Below are 15,157 nucleotides of genomic sequence, written 5' to 3' on the forward strand. Positions count from 1 at the left end.
CGTGCTCCGCGTGCGCTCGCGCGGTTGTCAGACGTCTCCGCGCGATGACGCGTGCGGCACCCTTCGGGATAAAGTCCAGGATTTCATGTCGGTCACCCTCGCCTCGAACGCCAGGACCAGCGGTTCCATGGATCAGGGAACTGTTGGGACAGACACCCTCAGCAACCCTGCGGTAGAACCGGCCAATCAGTATTTAGTCTTTATTTGCTTGCCCCGATCATAGCATGCGGGGCCAGCAGGAGCGACCTGCCTTGACGACTATGCCGATTCTCATAACGGCACCTGCACGGAAGTGGATTGGTAACGACACGAACTCCGTGCATCGTGGATCAACCCGGCGTTTTGCGTGTTGTCCGTTCGCCGCCGGTTTCCCCCAATCCTGCGTCGAGGTTCCTCCGTGAAGAAGCCGCTCGCTCCGCAGATCCAGCGCCACTCCCGTATCCGCGAAGGCCTGCCCTACCCGCTGGGCGCCACCTGGGACGGGCTCGGCGTCAACTTCGCGCTGTTCTCCGCCAACGCCACCAAGGTGGAGCTGTGCCTGTTCGACCGCGAAGGCCGGCGCGAGCTGGAACGCATCGAGCTGCCGGAATACACCGACGAGGTCTGGCACGGCTACGTGCCCGAGGCGCGGCCGGGCACCGTCTACGGCTACCGCGTGCACGGGCCGTACGAGCCGCGCGCCGGCCACCGCTTCAACCCCAGCAAGCTGTTGATCGACCCCTACGCCAAGCACCTGATCGGGCCGCTGCGCTGGTCGGACGCGCATTTCGGCTACCGCATCGGGTCGAGCAAGAACGACCTCTCCTTCGACCGGCGCGATTCCGCGCCGGGCATGCCGAAGTGCGTGGTGGTCGACCCGGCGTTCACCTGGGGCAAGGACCGCCCGCCGGCCATCCCCTGGGAGAACACCATCGTCTACGAGGCGCACGTGCGCGGCTACACCATGCGCCATCCGGCGGTGCCGCCGCAGTACCGCGGCACCTTCGCCGGCATGGCGCAGCAGGAGGTGGTGGACTACATCAAGGCGCTCGGCGTCACCGCGGTGGAGCTGCTGCCGGTGCACGCCTTCGTCGACGACCGCTATCTGCTGGAAAAGGGGCTGCGGAATTACTGGGGCTACAACTCCATCGGCTTCTTTGCGCCGGACCCGCGCTGCCTCGCCTCCGGCGCCATCTACGAGTTCAAGGAGATGGTCGCCCGGTTCCACGAGGCGGGGATCGAGGTGATCCTCGACGTCGTCTACAACCACACCGCCGAAGGCAACGAGATGGGGCCGACCCTCTCGTTCAAGGGCATCGACAACGCCAGCTACTACCGGCTGGCGCCGGATCCGCGCTACTACATCAACGACACCGGCACCGGCAACACGCTGAACCTCAGCCACCCGCGCGTGCTGCAGATGGTCAATGACTCGCTGCGCTACTGGGTGACCGAGATGCACGTGGACGGGTTCCGCTTCGATCTGGCAACCATCCTCGGGCGGGAGCCGCACGGCTTCGACCAGGGCGGCGGCTTCCTCGACAGCTGCCGGCAGGACCCGGTGCTGAGCCGCGTCAAGCTGATCGCCGAGCCGTGGGACTGCGGCCCCGGCGGCTATCAGGTCGGCGGCTTCCCGCCGGGTTGGGCGGAGTGGAACGACAAGTACCGCGACACCGTGCGCTCCTTCTGGAAGGGCGACGAGGGCAAGCTGCCCGACCTCGCCTCGCGCATGACCGCGTCGGGCGACCTGTTCAACCGGCGCGGGCGCAAGCCGTGGGCCTCGGTGAACTTCATCACGGCGCACGACGGCTTCACGCTGCGCGACCTCGTCTCCTACAACGACAAGCACAACGAGGCGAACGGCGAGGGCAACACCGACGGCCACTCCAACAACCTGTCGTGGAACCACGGCGCCGAGGGACCGACCGACGACCCGGAGATCCGCGAACTGCGCCTGCGCCAGATGCGCAATCTGCTGGCGACGCTGCTGCTCTCCCAGGGCACGCCGATGATCCTGGCCGGCGACGAGTTCGGCCGCACCCAGCACGGCAACAACAACGCCTATTGCCAGGACAACGACCTCTCCTGGATCGACTGGGAGGGCATCGACGACGAGGGACTGGACCTGCTGGACTTCACCCGCCGCCTGATCGCGTTGCGGCAGAGCCACCCGCTGCTGCGCCGCCAGCGCTTCCTGACCGGCGCGTTCAATCCCGACCTTGAGGTCAAGGACGCCACCTGGCTGACCCCGGCCGGCGTGGAGAAGACCAGCGAGCAGTGGCAGGACCCGATGGCCCGGTGCCTGGGCCTGCTGCTCGACGGGCGGGCGCAGGCGACCGGCGTCAAGAAGGCGTCGTCGGACGCCACGATGCTGCTGATCGTCAACAGCCACCACGACGTGGTGCCGTTCACCATGCCCGAGGTGGTCGGCGGCAGCCAGTGGCTGAAGCTGCTGGACACCGGCGAGCCCGACCGCATCGATGTCGCCACCGCGCGCAACGGCGACGAGGTGCCGGTCACCGGCCGTTCGCTGCTGCTGTTCGAACTGATGCCCGACCGGCACTCCGAATCCGCGCTGCGCGCCGCCGCACGGGCGATGCGGGAAGCCGGCCGCCTGGCCGAGGCCCGCACCGGCGAACCGGTGAAATGACTGGACGGTAACGCAGGGGGTGCCCCGGCGCCCCCTGCGGCAACACGCCGCAGGGTGAAAGATCCAATTTTATATAAATGACATCAAATCACCACGGGGCTGCGTTATCGTGCGGCCATGGGCCAGATCGAATACCTGCGATTCCTCGTCGCCGCCGAGAGCGACCCTGACCTGAAGGCGAACCTGCGCCGCGCTTCGGCGGCGTTGCGCACACTCGATGATCTGGTGGACTTCGGCGAGCGGCACGGATTCCGGTTCGGTGCGGCGGACATTCCAGTGCGCCGCCCTCCGTCGCGAACCGAGGCGTAACGAACCTTTACGCGCTCACGCCGGCGGCGAAACCGTGCGCGTCTTACCGGAGATGGTCAGGCTGATGGAATCGCCCTGCGCGGCGATGTCCTTGTCGGCCTCGCGCGGAATCGGGATGCGCTGCTTGCGGCAGAAATACAGCAGCACCGCCAGCGTCTTGCTGGCGTTGAACGACACCTCGCGGTTGCGCGACGCGCCGCTCTGCTGCACCAGCACGTACACGCCGCCGCCCGGTTTCGGGGTCACCGTGGTGATGGCCCCGAGCGGGAGGTCGGTCTGGTTCTGTACCGCGGCGTACCAGGCGAACGCCTTCTTCAACGCCGAATTGGTAAAAAGAAGCTCACGAGTCTCGATGATCATCCAACCGCCAGGCTACGCCGCGCGGCAGCCCAGTTCCGGATTGAGACGGAACGTGATCGCCCGGCCCAGCTTGGACTCACGCAGAAGGATCTGCTTGGTCTCCAGCAGCTTGATCGCGCGGTTCACGTTCGGGCGCTGCATGCCCAAGGCGTCGGCGAGTTCGGACTGCAGAACCGGGATGGAGCGATCGAAGTGCAGGCGCCGGCTGAGATAAGTGAAGACACGAAGGGCCTCCAGGGTGATTTCACGGTCGGTGGAAACAGCCTTGGAGATGTAATCATGATGGTGCATGGCCGCCTCGATGCGCAAGGGATTAAAGGTTGAATCGGAGTGGCGCACGGGTGCCGTCGCCGCGCTGGTCATGGCGCACGCTCCCGCCCGGCAAAAACGCCGGTGCCACGCTTGTTGAAGCCCGTTTCGTGCTGAGTCCGCCCGGCGGACCACCCGTCCGCCCCCACCCGGTACACGCGCATTTCCGCTCCCCCAGACCGTCGGTGAAATCCGATCTCGATTTCCGCTGGAGGCAACTGTAGAAGGCGATTGTTATCCGGATATGTCTTATGAATTACGCGGTTGAAACAGAACGGGGGAACGCCGCCTACCCGCCCAGCAGGTCGTGCGCCGCAGCGGCGACCTCGGTGGGATCGACGGCGAAGTCGTAGTCGAACTCCGACGGGCCGCGGTTGCCGCGCATCGGCCCGATGATCTGGCGGTAGCGCTGGCCGAGCAGGGCGGTGAGGAGGCCGTACTGCCGCAACGCGATGCGGCGATGCGCCAGCTCCACATACGCCGCCCCCGGCGGCGCGAAGGCGACGGCGGCCGAGCCGCCGCCGATCGGCCCGACGATCAGCTCGGCCGAGGCGAACAGCGCGATCTGCTCGGCCATCGGGAAGTCGTCCGGCACCACCGGCTCGACGCCCAGCGGCGCCAGCGCGGCCAGCACCTCCGCCTCGTTGACCAGCGTGCGGTAGCCGGCCTGCCGGCGCGACAGGAAGATGCGGCGGCGCGGCCGTGCCATGCCCTCGGCGATCAGCGGCGCCAGCCGGCGGCGCAGGAAGTCGGTGTGGGTCGGCGAGGTGAACTGGTAGCTGTGCGTCAGCGACGGCACCCACAGCCGGCGCGCCCGTACCGGCTGCCCCGCCGGCAACGGGCGCATCCGCGCGCGCGGCACGCCCAGCAGTTCGAACAGGTCGCGGATCGAGCCGGGCAGGTTCGGCGCCACCAGGACGGGAAGCGCCGCCAGTTCCGGAAAGCGTTCCAGCACCGCCAGCTTGGACGACCAGTCGAGCACCCCGTGCGACCAGTTCGGCCCGCCGCCGAGCAGGATCGCCTCCTCCTCCACCGTCTCCGTCGCTTCCGGCAGGTCGAGCAGCACGCGCTCATCCGCCGCGTGCGCCACGAAATGCGGCAGCAGCGTCGCGCTGACCCGCGAGTTGGTGTTGAGGCCGTCGAACAGCAGCGCCTCGCCGGCGACGACTGCGCAGCTCGACGGCACCACCTCGGCCCCGTCGATGCGGGCGAGGAAGACCTCCGGCACCGCGAAGCTGCGCTCGCCGTCCGCCAGGGTGGCGTAGCAAAGGCGCGGCGCCTCAACCTGATGGTAGGTCCAGCCGTGCTCCCGGCACACCTCGCCGGCCGGGCGGACGGTCAGGCGGCGCAGCGTGGCGTTGGGAAAGCGCCGGCGGTCGTCGGTCAGCGCGGCGAAGCGGCGGTAGACGGCCTCCGCCGCGTCGGCGTCGCCCAGGTCGAACAGCCGCCGCACGAGACGCAGCAGGTCTTCGGGCGGCCACGCGCCCTCCGCCGCGGCGACGGCCAGCCGCGCCGCCGCCTCGTCCTTGCGCCCCAGCGCTTCCAGCGCCGCGGCGAGACCCAGGTGCAGGTCCAGGTCCAGCGCGTCGCCGCCCGAACGCAGCGCCGCCTCGTACGCCGGCAGCGCCTCGGCCGGACGGCCGCGCGTGGTCATCATGGCGCCGAGCGCCGCGAGCGTCGCCGGGGTGCCGCCGTCCGCCGCCAGCGAGGCGCGCAGCCAGCGCTCGGCCGCATCCGCCTCGCCGTTTTCCATCAGCGCGCCGGACAGCTGGTGCATCAGCCCGGGATCGCCGGGCCGGGCCGCCAGCGCCCGGTGGAACAGCGCCGCCGCCTCGATCAGTTTGCCGTCCCAGCGCATCAGGCGGGCGAACTGGCGCAGCGTCTCGGCATCGGCCGGCTCCAGCGCCAGCGCGTTGCGGAAGTGGGCGGCGGCGGCGGCCACGTCGAATTGCGCCGACGCGGCGTTCGCCGCCGCCATATGGACGCGCGCCTCCGTTGGGACCACCGCCAGCGCCACGCGCAGATGCTGCGTCGCGTCGGCCGGCCGGCCCTGCTCGTAGCGGAGGAGGCCCAGCAGGTAAAGCGCGTCGGCGTGGCACGGATCCTCGCGCAGCACCGCGGCGTAGGACTCCGCGGCCTTGTCGAGCCAGCCCGCCTCGTGCAGCGCCAGGGCCAGCGTGAAGGTCTTGCCGGTCGCGGAATCGGTCATGGGGCAACGCCGTCGGTGGATCCGCGCCCATCATGCCCCGGCGCACCGCCGCCGCACAATCGCGCCGGCCTTTTGTCGCGGAGCGGCGGGCGGTAAGGTGGAGTCCGCATGCCGAACCTCCCGCCCCTCGCGCTGGCGCAGGCCGCGCTGACCCAGGACGCCGCCCGCCTGCTGCCGGCGGCGCGCGACGCCGTGAACGCCGGCGACACCGAGACCGGCACATGGCTCGCCCGCCGCGCCGCCGCCCTGGCGCCGGGGGAGGCGTGGCCGTACCTGTCGATGGCGTTGTTGGGCGTGGACGCCCCCGCGCAGGCGCGCCGCGCCGTGACCGCCGCGCCGGAGGTGGCGGACACCGTCCTCGGGCTCGGCCGCACCGCCGCCCGCGACGGCGACCTCGCCGGCGCCGCCGGGCTGTTCGCCGCCCTGCCCCGGAACGGGGGATCGCCGGGCGAGGGCCCGCGGGGCCGCCCCGACCTCGCTGCGGCGCTGCGCGGCGGCGCCTCGCTGGCCACGGTGATGAGCCCCGACCCGTTCCTGCCGAGCAACTGGCCGGAGTACCTGGAGGGCTACGTCTTCGACCACGTGGTGGTGAGCGGCGAGCATTTCTGGGCGCTGCCGCAGCCGATCGCGGTGGACCCGGCCGGGCCGACCGCCACCGCCTTCGCGTATTGCAGCGACGAGCGGCTGTTCGTCCGCTACACCACCGCACCGGGCCTGCGCGCCGGGGCGATGGCGACGCTCGACTGGTATCCGGGCGACGCCTACAAGGACTTCCGCTTCACCACCCGCCACGACCACACGATGGCCTATGACAGCGCGCGGCCGGACGACACCGCCGGGCTGGAGGCCGCCATCCGCTCCGGCGCGCCGATGCGGCTGGTGCTCGACACCGGCGACGGGCTGGTGCACGTGCTGCCGGTGCATCTGGCGTTCCTCTACAAGGACTCGGGCCGGGTGCGCGTGCTGACCGAGATGCGCTTCGCGCCGGAGCTGTGCCTGACGCCGCCGGAGACGCTGTGGCCCTACCTGGAGGGGGTGATCGGGTCGTTCAGCCGGCCGCACCGCTACGTCCTCGCCTCGCGCAAGGAGGACGGCAGCGACGGGATCGAGTACCGGATCATCACCCTGCCGGACGGCGTGGCGCCGCAAGACTTCCCGCTCGGCTGCCTGGCGCGCAAGCTGGACGACGTCGCCGGCCGCTCGCGCCTGCTGCTGCGCAAGCTGACGGTGCACTCCGAGGGACACTGCGAGTCGTTCGGCCCGGACGGCGCCGCGGTGACGCACCCGTTCGCGGGGTTCAGGGTGTACGTGCGGGGGTGATCTGCGCGGCCGGGTCCTTCAACGCCTCCCAGATGCGCGCGAACTCCTCGTGGCGCTCGGCGAACAGGGCGAGCAGGGCCGGGTCGAAGTGGGTGGCCGGGGTCAGGCGGTCGTCGCCGCGGGTCATGATCTCCACCGTGCGGGCGTGGCTGAAGCCCGGCTTGTAGGGCCGCTCGCTGCGCAGCGCGTCGTAGCAGTCGGCGACCGCCACGATGCGCGCCGCCAGCGGGATATCCTCGCCCCTGAGGCCGCGCGGGTAGCCGGTGCCGGCCCACTGCTCGTGGTGGCACCAGGCGATCTCCGCGGCCATCTTCAGGCGGTCGGACGCGCTGAGGATCTCGTAGCCATATTGCGGGTGGCGGCGCATCTCCGCCATCTCGCGCTCGTCGAGGCGGCCGCGCTTGTGCAGCACCGCCTGGTCGACGCTCATCTTGCCGACGTCGTGCAGCGCCGCCGAATAGCGGATCTCCTCGCAAAACGCCGGAGAGCAGCCGGCGGCGCGGGCCAGGGCGTGGGCGTACTCGTTGACGCGCAGGATGTGGTTGCCGGTGTCCTCGTCGTGGATCTCCGCGGCGCGGGCGAGCAGGCGCACCGACACCATCAGCGCCCGCTCCGTCTCCGCCTGCAGCTCGGCGATGCGGCGGCGCTGCTGCTGCAGGGCGCGGTTGCGCTCGGCCAGCCGCTCCAGGCCGGCGGCGCGCTCCAGCGCGCGGCCGACGATGTGGTTGACCGGGGCGATCATCCGCTCGTGCTCGGCCAGGAAGGGCGCCACGCCGTCGTCGCCGACGCGGTTGATCAGCTGCACCACGCCGACCGGCCGGTCCTTGAACCCCTTCAGCGCGAAGGCGAGGATCGAGCGGGTGCGGAACCCGGTCTTCTCGTCGAAGCCGGGGTTGAAGCGGAAGGGCCGGTCCCCGGGGATGGCGTAGGCGTCCTCGACGAACACCGTCTCGCCGGTGGCGGCGACGTAGCCGGCGATGGAGGTGAGGTCCACCGGGATCCGGAAGGCGGTGCTGCGCGTCCGCACCCGGTCGTTGTGCAGCGCCACCGCCTCCAGCGTGCGGCTCCGCCCGCGGCCGTGCAGGAAGAACACCGAGCCCGCCTCCGCCCCGGTCAGGTCGCGGCACTTGCCGAGCACCCGGCCGCTGAGCGCGCGCAGCGACTGGTTCGGCGCCTGCTCGATGAACTCCAGGAACTGTTCGACGAGGCTCACCGGTGCGTCCTTCTGCGACAAGTTCGCACACGATACATCAATCAGGCGATGCGCATCCACCCGCCAAGCCACAGCCAGACGACCGCGAACGCCATCGACAGCAGCGTCATCGGCACCCCGCAGCGCGCGTGCTCGCGGAAGCCGAGCGTCACGCCGGCCAGCGCCGCCCGTTCGGCGACGATGATGTTGCACAGGCTGCCCGGCAGGGCCAGGTTGCCGGCCAGCGTCGACAGCAGCGCCAGCCCGTACAGCGCGCCTTCCGGCGGCGCCTCCCAGGCGGAGAGCAGCAGCACCACCGCCGGCACGTTGCCGATCGAGTTGCTCGACGCCAGCGCCAGCGGCGTCAGAACCGCCAGCCGGTCCGGCCACCAGCCGGCGGCGGACAGCGCCTGCACCATCTCCCCCGGGATGCCGGTGAGGCCGAGCGCCCGGTTCACCGCGAACAGCCCGGCGAACAGCACCAGCAGGTGCCAGTCCACCATGCCCAGCATGTCGCGCGATGCGAGGCGCCGGCTGACCAGGATGAAGCCGGCCACCAGCAGCACCCCCGTCTCCTCCGGCAGTGGGGCGGCGAACAGCGCCAGCAGCGCCACGGTCGCCGCCACCGCCTTGCCCAACTGCCAGCGGTCGAGCGGCGCCGGCGCGATCTCCTCTCCCTCGGGCCCGCGCAGATGCAGCCGGTCGCGCCACACCCACCAGACGACGCCGTGAACGCAGGCCATGGCGACCAGCGCCGGCACGCCGCAGGCGCCGAGGAAGCGCCAGAAGTCCAGGTGGCCGATCTGGGCGATCAGGATGTTCTGCGGGTTGCCGATCACCGTCGCCGCCGAGCCGGCGTTCGCCGCCCCGGCCAGCGCGATCAGGTACGGCCGCGGGTCGAGGCCGCGCGCCTTCAGCCCCAGGCACAGCATCGGCGTCATGGCGAAGGCGACCACGTCGTTGGCCAGCACCGCCGACAGCCCGCCGGCCACCGCCACCGTCGCCGCCAGCAGCCGCGCCGGCGAGCGCGCCGAGGTGGAGATGCGCAGCGCGCACCAGTCGTAGAATCCGCTGGCGGCGTACTGCGCCGACAGGATCATCAGGCCGAACAGGATGAACAGCGTGGGGAAGTCGATCGCCTCCACCACCTGCCGCGAGGTCAGCGCGCCGGAGCCCAGCAGCAGCACGGTGGCGACCACGGCGATTCCCGTGCGGTCGATCCGCAGCCCCGGAAAGCGCCCCAGCGCCATACCAAAATAGGTGAGCGCGAACAGCGCGACGACGGTCGTGGTCATGCTTGCGCTTATAGAGGCTTCCGGCGCTCCATGGAACGCATAGCTGCCATGCGTCACGCCGGGCGTCGGCGATCCGTCCTGGGGGCGTACCTCACGCAACGGGAAAGGGACACACCATGGACTTCCGCTTCGACCTCAGCGCCGACGCGCCGGATCTTTACGGCGCGCTGTTCAACGTCACCAAGGCGCTGGGCGCGTCCGGCCTGCCGACCGGCCTGAAGCACCTGATCGACCTGCGGGTGTCGCAGATCAACGGCTGCACCTACTGCATCGGCCTGCACACCGAGTGGGCGCAGCGCGACGGCGAGAGCCGCGAGCGCATCGGCGCCGTGGCGGACTGGGCCGCGTCGCCCCTGTTCACCCCCGACGAGGGCGCCGCCTTCGCCTGGGCCGAGGCGCTGACCCGGCGGGAGAAGGACCGCCTGGACGACCTGCACGCCGACCTCGGCCGCCACTTCGACCGCGCGCAGGTGGCGGCGCTGACCATGGCGGTGGCGGCCATCAACGCCTGGAACCGCGTCGGCATCGCGACCCACCGCGAGGCGCCGGTGGAGCGGGCCGCCGCATGACGCTCGCCGCCGACGACCGTTCGCTCGACCTGTTCGTCGCCGAGCGGCCGCGGCTGCGCGCGCTCGCCTACCGCATGCTGGGCTCGCTCAGCGACGCGGACGACGTGGTGCAGGACGCCTGGCTGCGCTGGGCCGCCGCCGACACCGGCGCGGTGGACAGCCCGCGGGCGTTCCTCACCACGCTCACCGCGCGTCTGGCGCTCGACCGCCTGCGCGCGGCGAAGGCGAGCCGCGAGACCTACGTCGGCCAGTGGCTGCCGGAGCCGGCGGTGACTCCCGAGGGCGACGCCCCAGGGAACGCCGACGAACCGGAAGGCAGCGTGCCGCTGGCGCTGCTGGTGCTGCTGGAGCGGCTGGGCCCGGAGCAGCGCGCCGTCTACGTGCTGCGCGAGGCGATGGACCTGGACTACGCCGAGATCGCCGGGATCCTCGGCCGCTCGGCCGAGGGCTGCCGGCAGATCATGAGGCGGGCGCGCGCCGCGCTGGAAGGGCCGGTGCGCTTCCCCGCGGACGGTGCCGGCACCCGCGCGCTGGCCGACGCCTTCGCCCAGGCCTGCGCGTCGCTCGACTACGGGCGGATCGTCGCGCTGTTCAGCCAGGACGCGGTGCTGCTGGCGGACGGCGGCGGCGTGGCGCGCAGCGCGTTCAACCCGATCCGCGGGCCGGACCGCATCGCCCGCTTCTTCCTGGGCGTGCAGCGCAAGCGCGCCCTGCTGCTCGACCTCGTGCCGGTGCGGGTCAACGGCGGGCCGGGCTTCGCGTTGCGCCGGGACGGCGATCTCATCGGGGTGATGGGGGTCGATGCGGCGGACGGGCTGATCCGCCGGCTCTACCTGATCGTCAACCCGCGGAAGCTTCGGACAGAAGGTCTATGGTGACGCCCTCGCGCGCCGCGAAGACGCGGCCGGGCCACGCCGCCTGCGCCTCGGCCTCCAGCGCCGCCATGCCGGCGTCGTCGCGGTCGGGGTCGTGGTGGAACAGCACCAGCCGCCCGACGCCCGCCGCCTGCGCCAGCCGCATCCCCTCGGTCCAGGTCGAGTGGCCCCAGCCGACGCGCTGCCGGTACTCCTCGTCGGTATAGGTGGAGTCGTACAGCACCAGGTCGCAGCCGGCGATCAGGCCGAGGATGTTCCGGTCGATCTGGCCCGGCACGTGCTCGGTGTCGGTGACGTAGGCGACCGAGCGGCCGGCGTAGTCGACGCGATAGCCGGTGGCGCCGTCCGGGTGGTTGAGCGGCGCGGTGCGCACGCTCAGCCCGTCGCCAAGGTCGAGGGTCGAGCCCGGCTCGACGTCGGTGACGCTCAGCGAGGCGGCCAGCGCGCGGTAGGGCACCGGGAACAGCGGGCCGCGCATCTGCCCCTCCAGCACCGCCTCCGCCCCGCCGGCGGCGCACAGGTGGCCGGAGACGATCTCCAGCGCGAAGCCCGGCGTGTAGACCGGCGCGAAGAACGGGAAGCCGCTGATGTGGTCGAGGTGGGTGTGGCTGAGCAGCAGCGTCGCCCGGCTGACACCGCGGTCCAGCAGGCGGCGGCCGAGCAGGCGGATGCCGGTGCCGGCGTCTAAGATCAGCGTGCGGTCGCCGGCCGTCAGCTCCACGCAGCTGGTGTTGCCGCCGAACCCCATGTGCGAGGCCATCGGGCACGGCACCGTGCCGCGGACGCCCCAGAAGGTGAGAGTGAAGCCCATGCCGTGCGCACCCAGAGAAACGGGTCATTCTAGCACAGCCGCGCCGGCGTGCAGTGACCACGATCACAGGTGGCGCGTTTACGCCGTCCCCGCCATGATGTCGACCACCCGCGTCTCGCACATGGGCTTCAGGCGGCAGGATTCGCACGCGCGCGGCGCGCAGCCGAGCGTCTGCTTCATGGCGGCGAGCTGCCCCAGCATCTCCCGCTTCTGCGGGCGGGAGACGATGTCGCTGTACAGAACATAGACAAACGCCGCCTCGACGACGTCGGCCTCGGCCACGGACAGGTTGATCCGCATATACGCCCTCCCTTGACGGCAGGATAGGCACACGAATGTTTCCCATGGATTGCCATGTTGAAATATTCCAACGCGGAGTTCGATGTTTCGTGCGCCCATCCACCTTGTGCGGTGCGGTGGCGGGGACCAGGCTGCGGGCGGCTACGAACGCAAACTGGTCGAGGCGCTGCGGGCCGCCGGGCAGCGCGTGCTGGTGCTGCAGCCGCGCGATGTGCGACTGTTCGCCCAGATGCGGCACAAACACGCCAAGAACGACCGCCTGGACGCCCGCGTCATCGCCGAGTTCGCCGCGCTGTTCGGCGAGGAGCGGCTGGTGGCATACCTGCCCTACTACGAGCAGCTCAGCGCCGCGGTGGCGCAGGCCAAGACGCAGCTCGAAACGTTCTCGGATGATGAGGTGTGCGCCTTGTGCGCCGAGCAGGTGGCGCGGCTGACCGCCGACAAGCGCGCGCTGGTCGCAGCCTCGGCTTCTTGAATGCGGTGACGCCGGTGGTGCGTCTGCCCGAGTTGGGGCGGCTCTCACGCCACGCGATCGCCTGCCTGATCGGGGTGGCACCGTTCGATGACGAGAGCGGACAGCACACGGGGCGCCGTGCCTGCCGTGGCGGACGACGGCGTGTGCGCACCATGCTCCACACGGGCGCGCTGGCCGCGGCGCACTGCAATCCGATGACCCAGGCGTTCTGCCGGCGCCTGAAAGCCGCCGGCAAGGCGCACCGCGTCGTCATCGTCGCCGCCATGCGCAAGATCATCGTCATCCTCAATGCCATGGTCCGCGATGGCAAGCCATGGGAGCATGCCGCCGCGTAACACCAGCAACATGGTTGCTTCCCAGGCTCCGCTTGGGCCCCTTCACCGGTCGCCCGCAAGTCGGGCGACCGCGCTCCGCCTATGATCGCCTTCGGCGCTCGTTGCCTGCGGCATCGGCTCCACGCCCCCCAGCGGAGCGTGGGGAGGGCGAAATTTCCTATCCCAGCAAATCCTCGAACCGCATCACCCGCTCCGCCGGCAGGTGCACGGTCACCGTGGTGCCTTCACCCGGCGCGCTGTCGATGCGCAGGCTGCCGCCGTGCAGTTCCACCAGCCGCTTGGTCAGCGGCAGGCCGAGACCCGTGCCCTCGTGGCGGCGGGCCATCGACTGGTCGACCTGGCTGAAGCGCTCCATCGCCTTCGGGATGTCCTCCGGCGCCATGCCGACGCCCTCGTCGCACACCACGAACTCGAACCCGCCACCGTCCGCCCGGCGCGCACTCACCGTCACCTGGCCGCCGGTGTCCGAGAACTTGACCGCGTTGGACAGCAGGTTGACCAGGATCTGCCGCAGCCGCAGCTCGTCCACCCGGAGCGGCGGCAGGTCGCGCTCCAGGTCCAGCGTCACCGCCACGCCGCGCTTGCCGGCCTGCATGGCGATCAGGTTGAGCGACTGGCCGAGCACGTCGGTGACGTCCACCGGCGCCTCGCCCAGTTGCAGGCTTCCCGCCTCGATCTTCGAGATGTCGAGGATGTCGTCGATGATCCCCAGCAGGTGCTCGCCCGACTGGCGGATCGACGTGGCGTATTCCGTATAGCGGTCCAGCGCGTCGGGGCCGAGCAGCCGCATCTCGATCACCTGAGAGAAGCCGATCACCGCGTTCAGCGGCGTGCGCAGCTCGTGGCTCATGGTAGCGAGGAAGGCCGACTTGGCGAGGTCGGCGGCCTCCGCCGCGTCGCGGGCGCGGATCAGCTCCGCCTCGATGCGCTTGCGCTCGGTGACGTCGCGGACGATGGCGGTGAACAGCCGGCGCCCCTGCACCTCCAGCGCGGCCACCGACAGCTCGATGGGGAACAGCGTGCCGTCGGCGCGGCGCGCCTGGATGTCGCCGATACAGCCGGCCGGCGGCTTGACCCGCAAATCAGGCCGGCGCAGGTAGGCCTTGTGCCGCTCCACCACGTCGCCTGGGATCAGCCGGTCGAGCCGGTGCCAGACGATCTCCGCCGCACCCAGGCCGAACATCGCCTCGGCGGCGGGGTTGAAGCTGTGGACGATGCCCTCCTCGTCCACGGTCAGGATGGCGTCGGCGGCCGCCTCGACCACAGAGCGGTTGCGCGCCTCCGCCACCAGCAGCGCCTCGGCGGTGCGCACGTACTCGCTCATGTCGGTCAGCGAACCGATGCAGCCCTGCAGCCGGCCGTCGGCGTCGCGCACCGGCGTGGTCTGCAGGAACACCGCCGCCGTGGTGCCCTCCGCCCCCAACAGGCGCGCGTTGGTCATCAGCGGCAGGCCGGCGGCCAGACTGCGCGCCCACTCCTCCTCCAGGCGCGGGCGGTCGTCGGGGTGGACGGCGGCGAACCAGCCCTCGGCCATGATGCGCTCGGCGTTCAGGCCGGTCAGCACCGCCATGCGGTGGTTGACGAACAGCATCCGCCCGTGCGCGCCGACGCGGAACATGCCGACCGGCGCCGCCTCGGCCAGGGTGTGGTACAGCGCTTCGCTCTCGCGCCGCCGCCGCTCGGCCTCGACCCGTTCGGTGACGTCGCGGATGTTGCCGACCATCCCCTGCACCTCGGGGTCGTCCAGCAGGTTGCAGCCGGTGGCCTCGACGTGCCGCCAGCCGCCGCCCGAATCGCGCATGCGGAAGGTGCTGGTGCCGGCGCTACCCAGCGGCGACGCGGCGCGGAAGGCCAGCCGCTCGGCCAGCGCGGCGCGGTCGGCGGGGTGCGCGAAGTCGGTCAGCGGCCGGCCCACCATCTCCTCCGGCGCGTGGCCGAACACCTTGCGCACGTTGTCGCCGACGAAGACGAAGCGCCCGTCGCGCGACAGAACCCCCATCACGTCGGTGGAGTTCGCCAGCAGGGCGTTGAAGTATCGCTGACTGAGCTGCACGCCAGGTCCCATCCGGGGGAGAACGCGGGCGGCAGGCCCGCCGCGCACGTATGGTCAATCCTCAGTATGGTTTAAACACTAATTATTACCCACCGATGAGCAAGCCGTAACAGAGG

15 protein-coding genes are annotated in these 15,157 nt (G+C 70.9%); 7 read left to right on the forward strand and 8 right to left on the reverse strand.

The genetic code is table 11. From position 1 onward, the window contains the following. Window positions 1-397 precede the first annotated feature (397 nt). Entirely contained in the window at window positions 398-2,629 is a 2,232-nt protein-coding gene (gene glgX / locus TSO221_RS09460) for a glycogen debranching protein GlgX (protein ID WP_199229425.1), read from the forward strand. A 117-nt stretch (window positions 2,630-2,746) separates the two neighbouring features. Next, on the forward strand, window positions 2,747-2,938 hold the full coding sequence (locus TSO221_RS09465) for a Nif11-like leader peptide family natural product precursor (RefSeq protein ID WP_109118243.1): 192 nt from the start codon (window positions 2,747-2,749) through the stop codon (window positions 2,936-2,938). Between the two features lie 15 nt (window positions 2,939-2,953). On the opposite strand, the gene TSO221_RS09470 is transcribed toward TSO221_RS09465, so the two are convergent. The 3 genes from TSO221_RS09470 to TSO221_RS09480 all read right to left on the reverse strand — a co-directional run bounded on the left by TSO221_RS09470 (window position 2,954) and on the right by TSO221_RS09480 (window position 5,816). Further along, a complete protein-coding gene (locus TSO221_RS09470; protein WP_109118244.1) occupies window positions 2,954-3,298 on the reverse strand; it encodes a hypothetical protein in 345 nt (114 codons plus the stop codon). A gap of 12 nt (window positions 3,299-3,310) precedes the next feature. After that, entirely contained in the window at window positions 3,311-3,661 is a 351-nt protein-coding gene (locus tag TSO221_RS09475; protein WP_247877977.1) for a helix-turn-helix domain-containing protein, read from the reverse strand. A gap of 235 nt (window positions 3,662-3,896) precedes the next feature. After that, the gene (locus TSO221_RS09480; RefSeq protein ID WP_109118245.1) at window positions 3,897-5,816 is read right to left on the reverse strand and encodes a glycosyltransferase family 61 protein; all 1,920 of its coding nucleotides are present in this window, start codon (window positions 5,814-5,816) and stop codon (window positions 3,897-3,899) included. 108 nt (window positions 5,817-5,924) lie between these two features. Here TSO221_RS09480 and TSO221_RS09485 point away from each other — a divergent pair, with 108 nt between their 5' ends. Next, the gene (locus tag TSO221_RS09485; RefSeq protein ID WP_109118246.1) at window positions 5,925-7,136 is read left to right on the forward strand and encodes a hypothetical protein; all 1,212 of its coding nucleotides are present in this window, start codon (window positions 5,925-5,927) and stop codon (window positions 7,134-7,136) included. Here TSO221_RS09485 and TSO221_RS09490 read toward each other — a convergent pair. Together TSO221_RS09490 and TSO221_RS09495 are read right to left on the reverse strand one after the other, a co-directional pair. Beyond that, window positions 7,114-8,349 carry an HD domain-containing phosphohydrolase gene (locus tag TSO221_RS09490; protein ID WP_247877978.1) on the reverse strand — a complete coding sequence of 412 codons (1,236 nt, stop codon included), beginning with the start codon at window positions 8,347-8,349 and terminating at the stop codon, window positions 7,114-7,116. The two genes, TSO221_RS09485 and TSO221_RS09490, sit on opposite strands and share 23 nt — an antisense overlap. Window positions 8,350-8,390: 41 nt before the next feature. Next, window positions 8,391-9,623 carry an SLC13 family permease gene (locus TSO221_RS09495; RefSeq protein WP_109118247.1) on the reverse strand — a complete coding sequence of 411 codons (1,233 nt, stop codon included), beginning with the start codon at window positions 9,621-9,623 and terminating at the stop codon, window positions 8,391-8,393. 116 nt (window positions 9,624-9,739) lie between these two features. On the opposite strand from TSO221_RS09495, the gene TSO221_RS09500 reads away from it, so the two are divergent. Both TSO221_RS09500 and sigJ read left to right on the forward strand, forming a co-directional pair. After that, window positions 9,740-10,192 carry a carboxymuconolactone decarboxylase family protein gene (locus TSO221_RS09500; protein WP_109118248.1) on the forward strand — a complete coding sequence of 151 codons (453 nt, stop codon included), beginning with the start codon at window positions 9,740-9,742 and terminating at the stop codon, window positions 10,190-10,192. Further along, the gene (gene sigJ / locus TSO221_RS09505; RefSeq protein WP_109118249.1) at window positions 10,189-11,070 is read left to right on the forward strand and encodes an RNA polymerase sigma factor SigJ; all 882 of its coding nucleotides are present in this window, start codon (window positions 10,189-10,191) and stop codon (window positions 11,068-11,070) included. The genes TSO221_RS09500 and sigJ overlap by 4 nt, the downstream gene beginning before the upstream one ends. On the opposite strand, the gene TSO221_RS09510 is transcribed toward sigJ, so the two are convergent. Continuing rightward, the gene (locus TSO221_RS09510) at window positions 11,033-11,878 is read right to left on the reverse strand and encodes an MBL fold metallo-hydrolase (RefSeq protein WP_109118250.1); all 846 of its coding nucleotides are present in this window, start codon (window positions 11,876-11,878) and stop codon (window positions 11,033-11,035) included. The two genes, sigJ and TSO221_RS09510, sit on opposite strands and share 38 nt — an antisense overlap. A 78-nt stretch (window positions 11,879-11,956) precedes the next feature. Further along, complete coding sequence (locus TSO221_RS09515) at window positions 11,957-12,178, reverse strand: hypothetical protein (RefSeq protein ID WP_109118251.1); 222 nt, start codon at window positions 12,176-12,178, stop codon at window positions 11,957-11,959. Between the two features lie 82 nt (window positions 12,179-12,260). On the opposite strand from TSO221_RS09515, the gene TSO221_RS09520 reads away from it, so the two are divergent. Both TSO221_RS09520 and TSO221_RS09525 read left to right on the forward strand, forming a co-directional pair. After that, window positions 12,261-12,653, forward strand: a complete 393-nt coding sequence (locus TSO221_RS09520; protein WP_109118252.1) for a transposase — start codon at window positions 12,261-12,263, stop codon at window positions 12,651-12,653. Window positions 12,654-12,658: 5 nt separating this feature from the next. Beyond that, a complete protein-coding gene (locus TSO221_RS09525) occupies window positions 12,659-12,988 on the forward strand; it encodes a transposase (RefSeq protein WP_247877987.1) in 330 nt (109 codons plus the stop codon). A gap of 157 nt (window positions 12,989-13,145) precedes the next feature. Here the strand turns inward: TSO221_RS09525 and TSO221_RS09530 are convergent, their stop codons facing one another. Next, entirely contained in the window at window positions 13,146-15,041 is a 1,896-nt protein-coding gene (locus TSO221_RS09530) for a PAS domain S-box protein (protein WP_158284038.1), read from the reverse strand. Between the last annotated feature and the right edge of the window lie 116 nt (window positions 15,042-15,157).

Origin of the sequence: Azospirillum sp. TSO22-1, assembly GCF_003116015.1 — a bacterium.
Taxonomy (GTDB): domain Bacteria; phylum Pseudomonadota; class Alphaproteobacteria; order Azospirillales; family Azospirillaceae; genus Azospirillum.

Coding starts and splice junctions, on each gene's coding strand:
- TSO221_RS09515 (WP_109118251.1), bottom strand. CDS start 12,178: ATGCGGATCAACCTGTCCGTGGCCGAGGCCGACGTCGTCGAGGCGGCG.
- TSO221_RS09495 (WP_109118247.1), bottom strand. CDS start 9,623: ATGACCACGACCGTCGTCGCGCTGTTCGCGCTCACCTATTTTGGTATG.
- TSO221_RS09470 (WP_109118244.1), bottom strand. CDS start 3,298: ATGATCATCGAGACTCGTGAGCTTCTTTTTACCAATTCGGCGTTGAAG.
- TSO221_RS09480 (WP_109118245.1), bottom strand. CDS start 5,816: ATGACCGATTCCGCGACCGGCAAGACCTTCACGCTGGCCCTGGCGCTG.
- sigJ (WP_109118249.1), top strand. CDS start 10,189: ATGACGCTCGCCGCCGACGACCGTTCGCTCGACCTGTTCGTCGCCGAG.
- TSO221_RS09485 (WP_109118246.1), top strand. CDS start 5,925: ATGCCGAACCTCCCGCCCCTCGCGCTGGCGCAGGCCGCGCTGACCCAG.
- TSO221_RS09500 (WP_109118248.1), top strand. CDS start 9,740: ATGGACTTCCGCTTCGACCTCAGCGCCGACGCGCCGGATCTTTACGGC.
- TSO221_RS09465 (WP_109118243.1), top strand. CDS start 2,747: ATGGGCCAGATCGAATACCTGCGATTCCTCGTCGCCGCCGAGAGCGAC.
- TSO221_RS09520 (WP_109118252.1), top strand. CDS start 12,261: ATGTTTCGTGCGCCCATCCACCTTGTGCGGTGCGGTGGCGGGGACCAG.
- TSO221_RS09475 (WP_247877977.1), bottom strand. CDS start 3,661: ATGACCAGCGCGGCGACGGCACCCGTGCGCCACTCCGATTCAACCTTT.
- TSO221_RS09510 (WP_109118250.1), bottom strand. CDS start 11,878: ATGGGCTTCACTCTCACCTTCTGGGGCGTCCGCGGCACGGTGCCGTGC.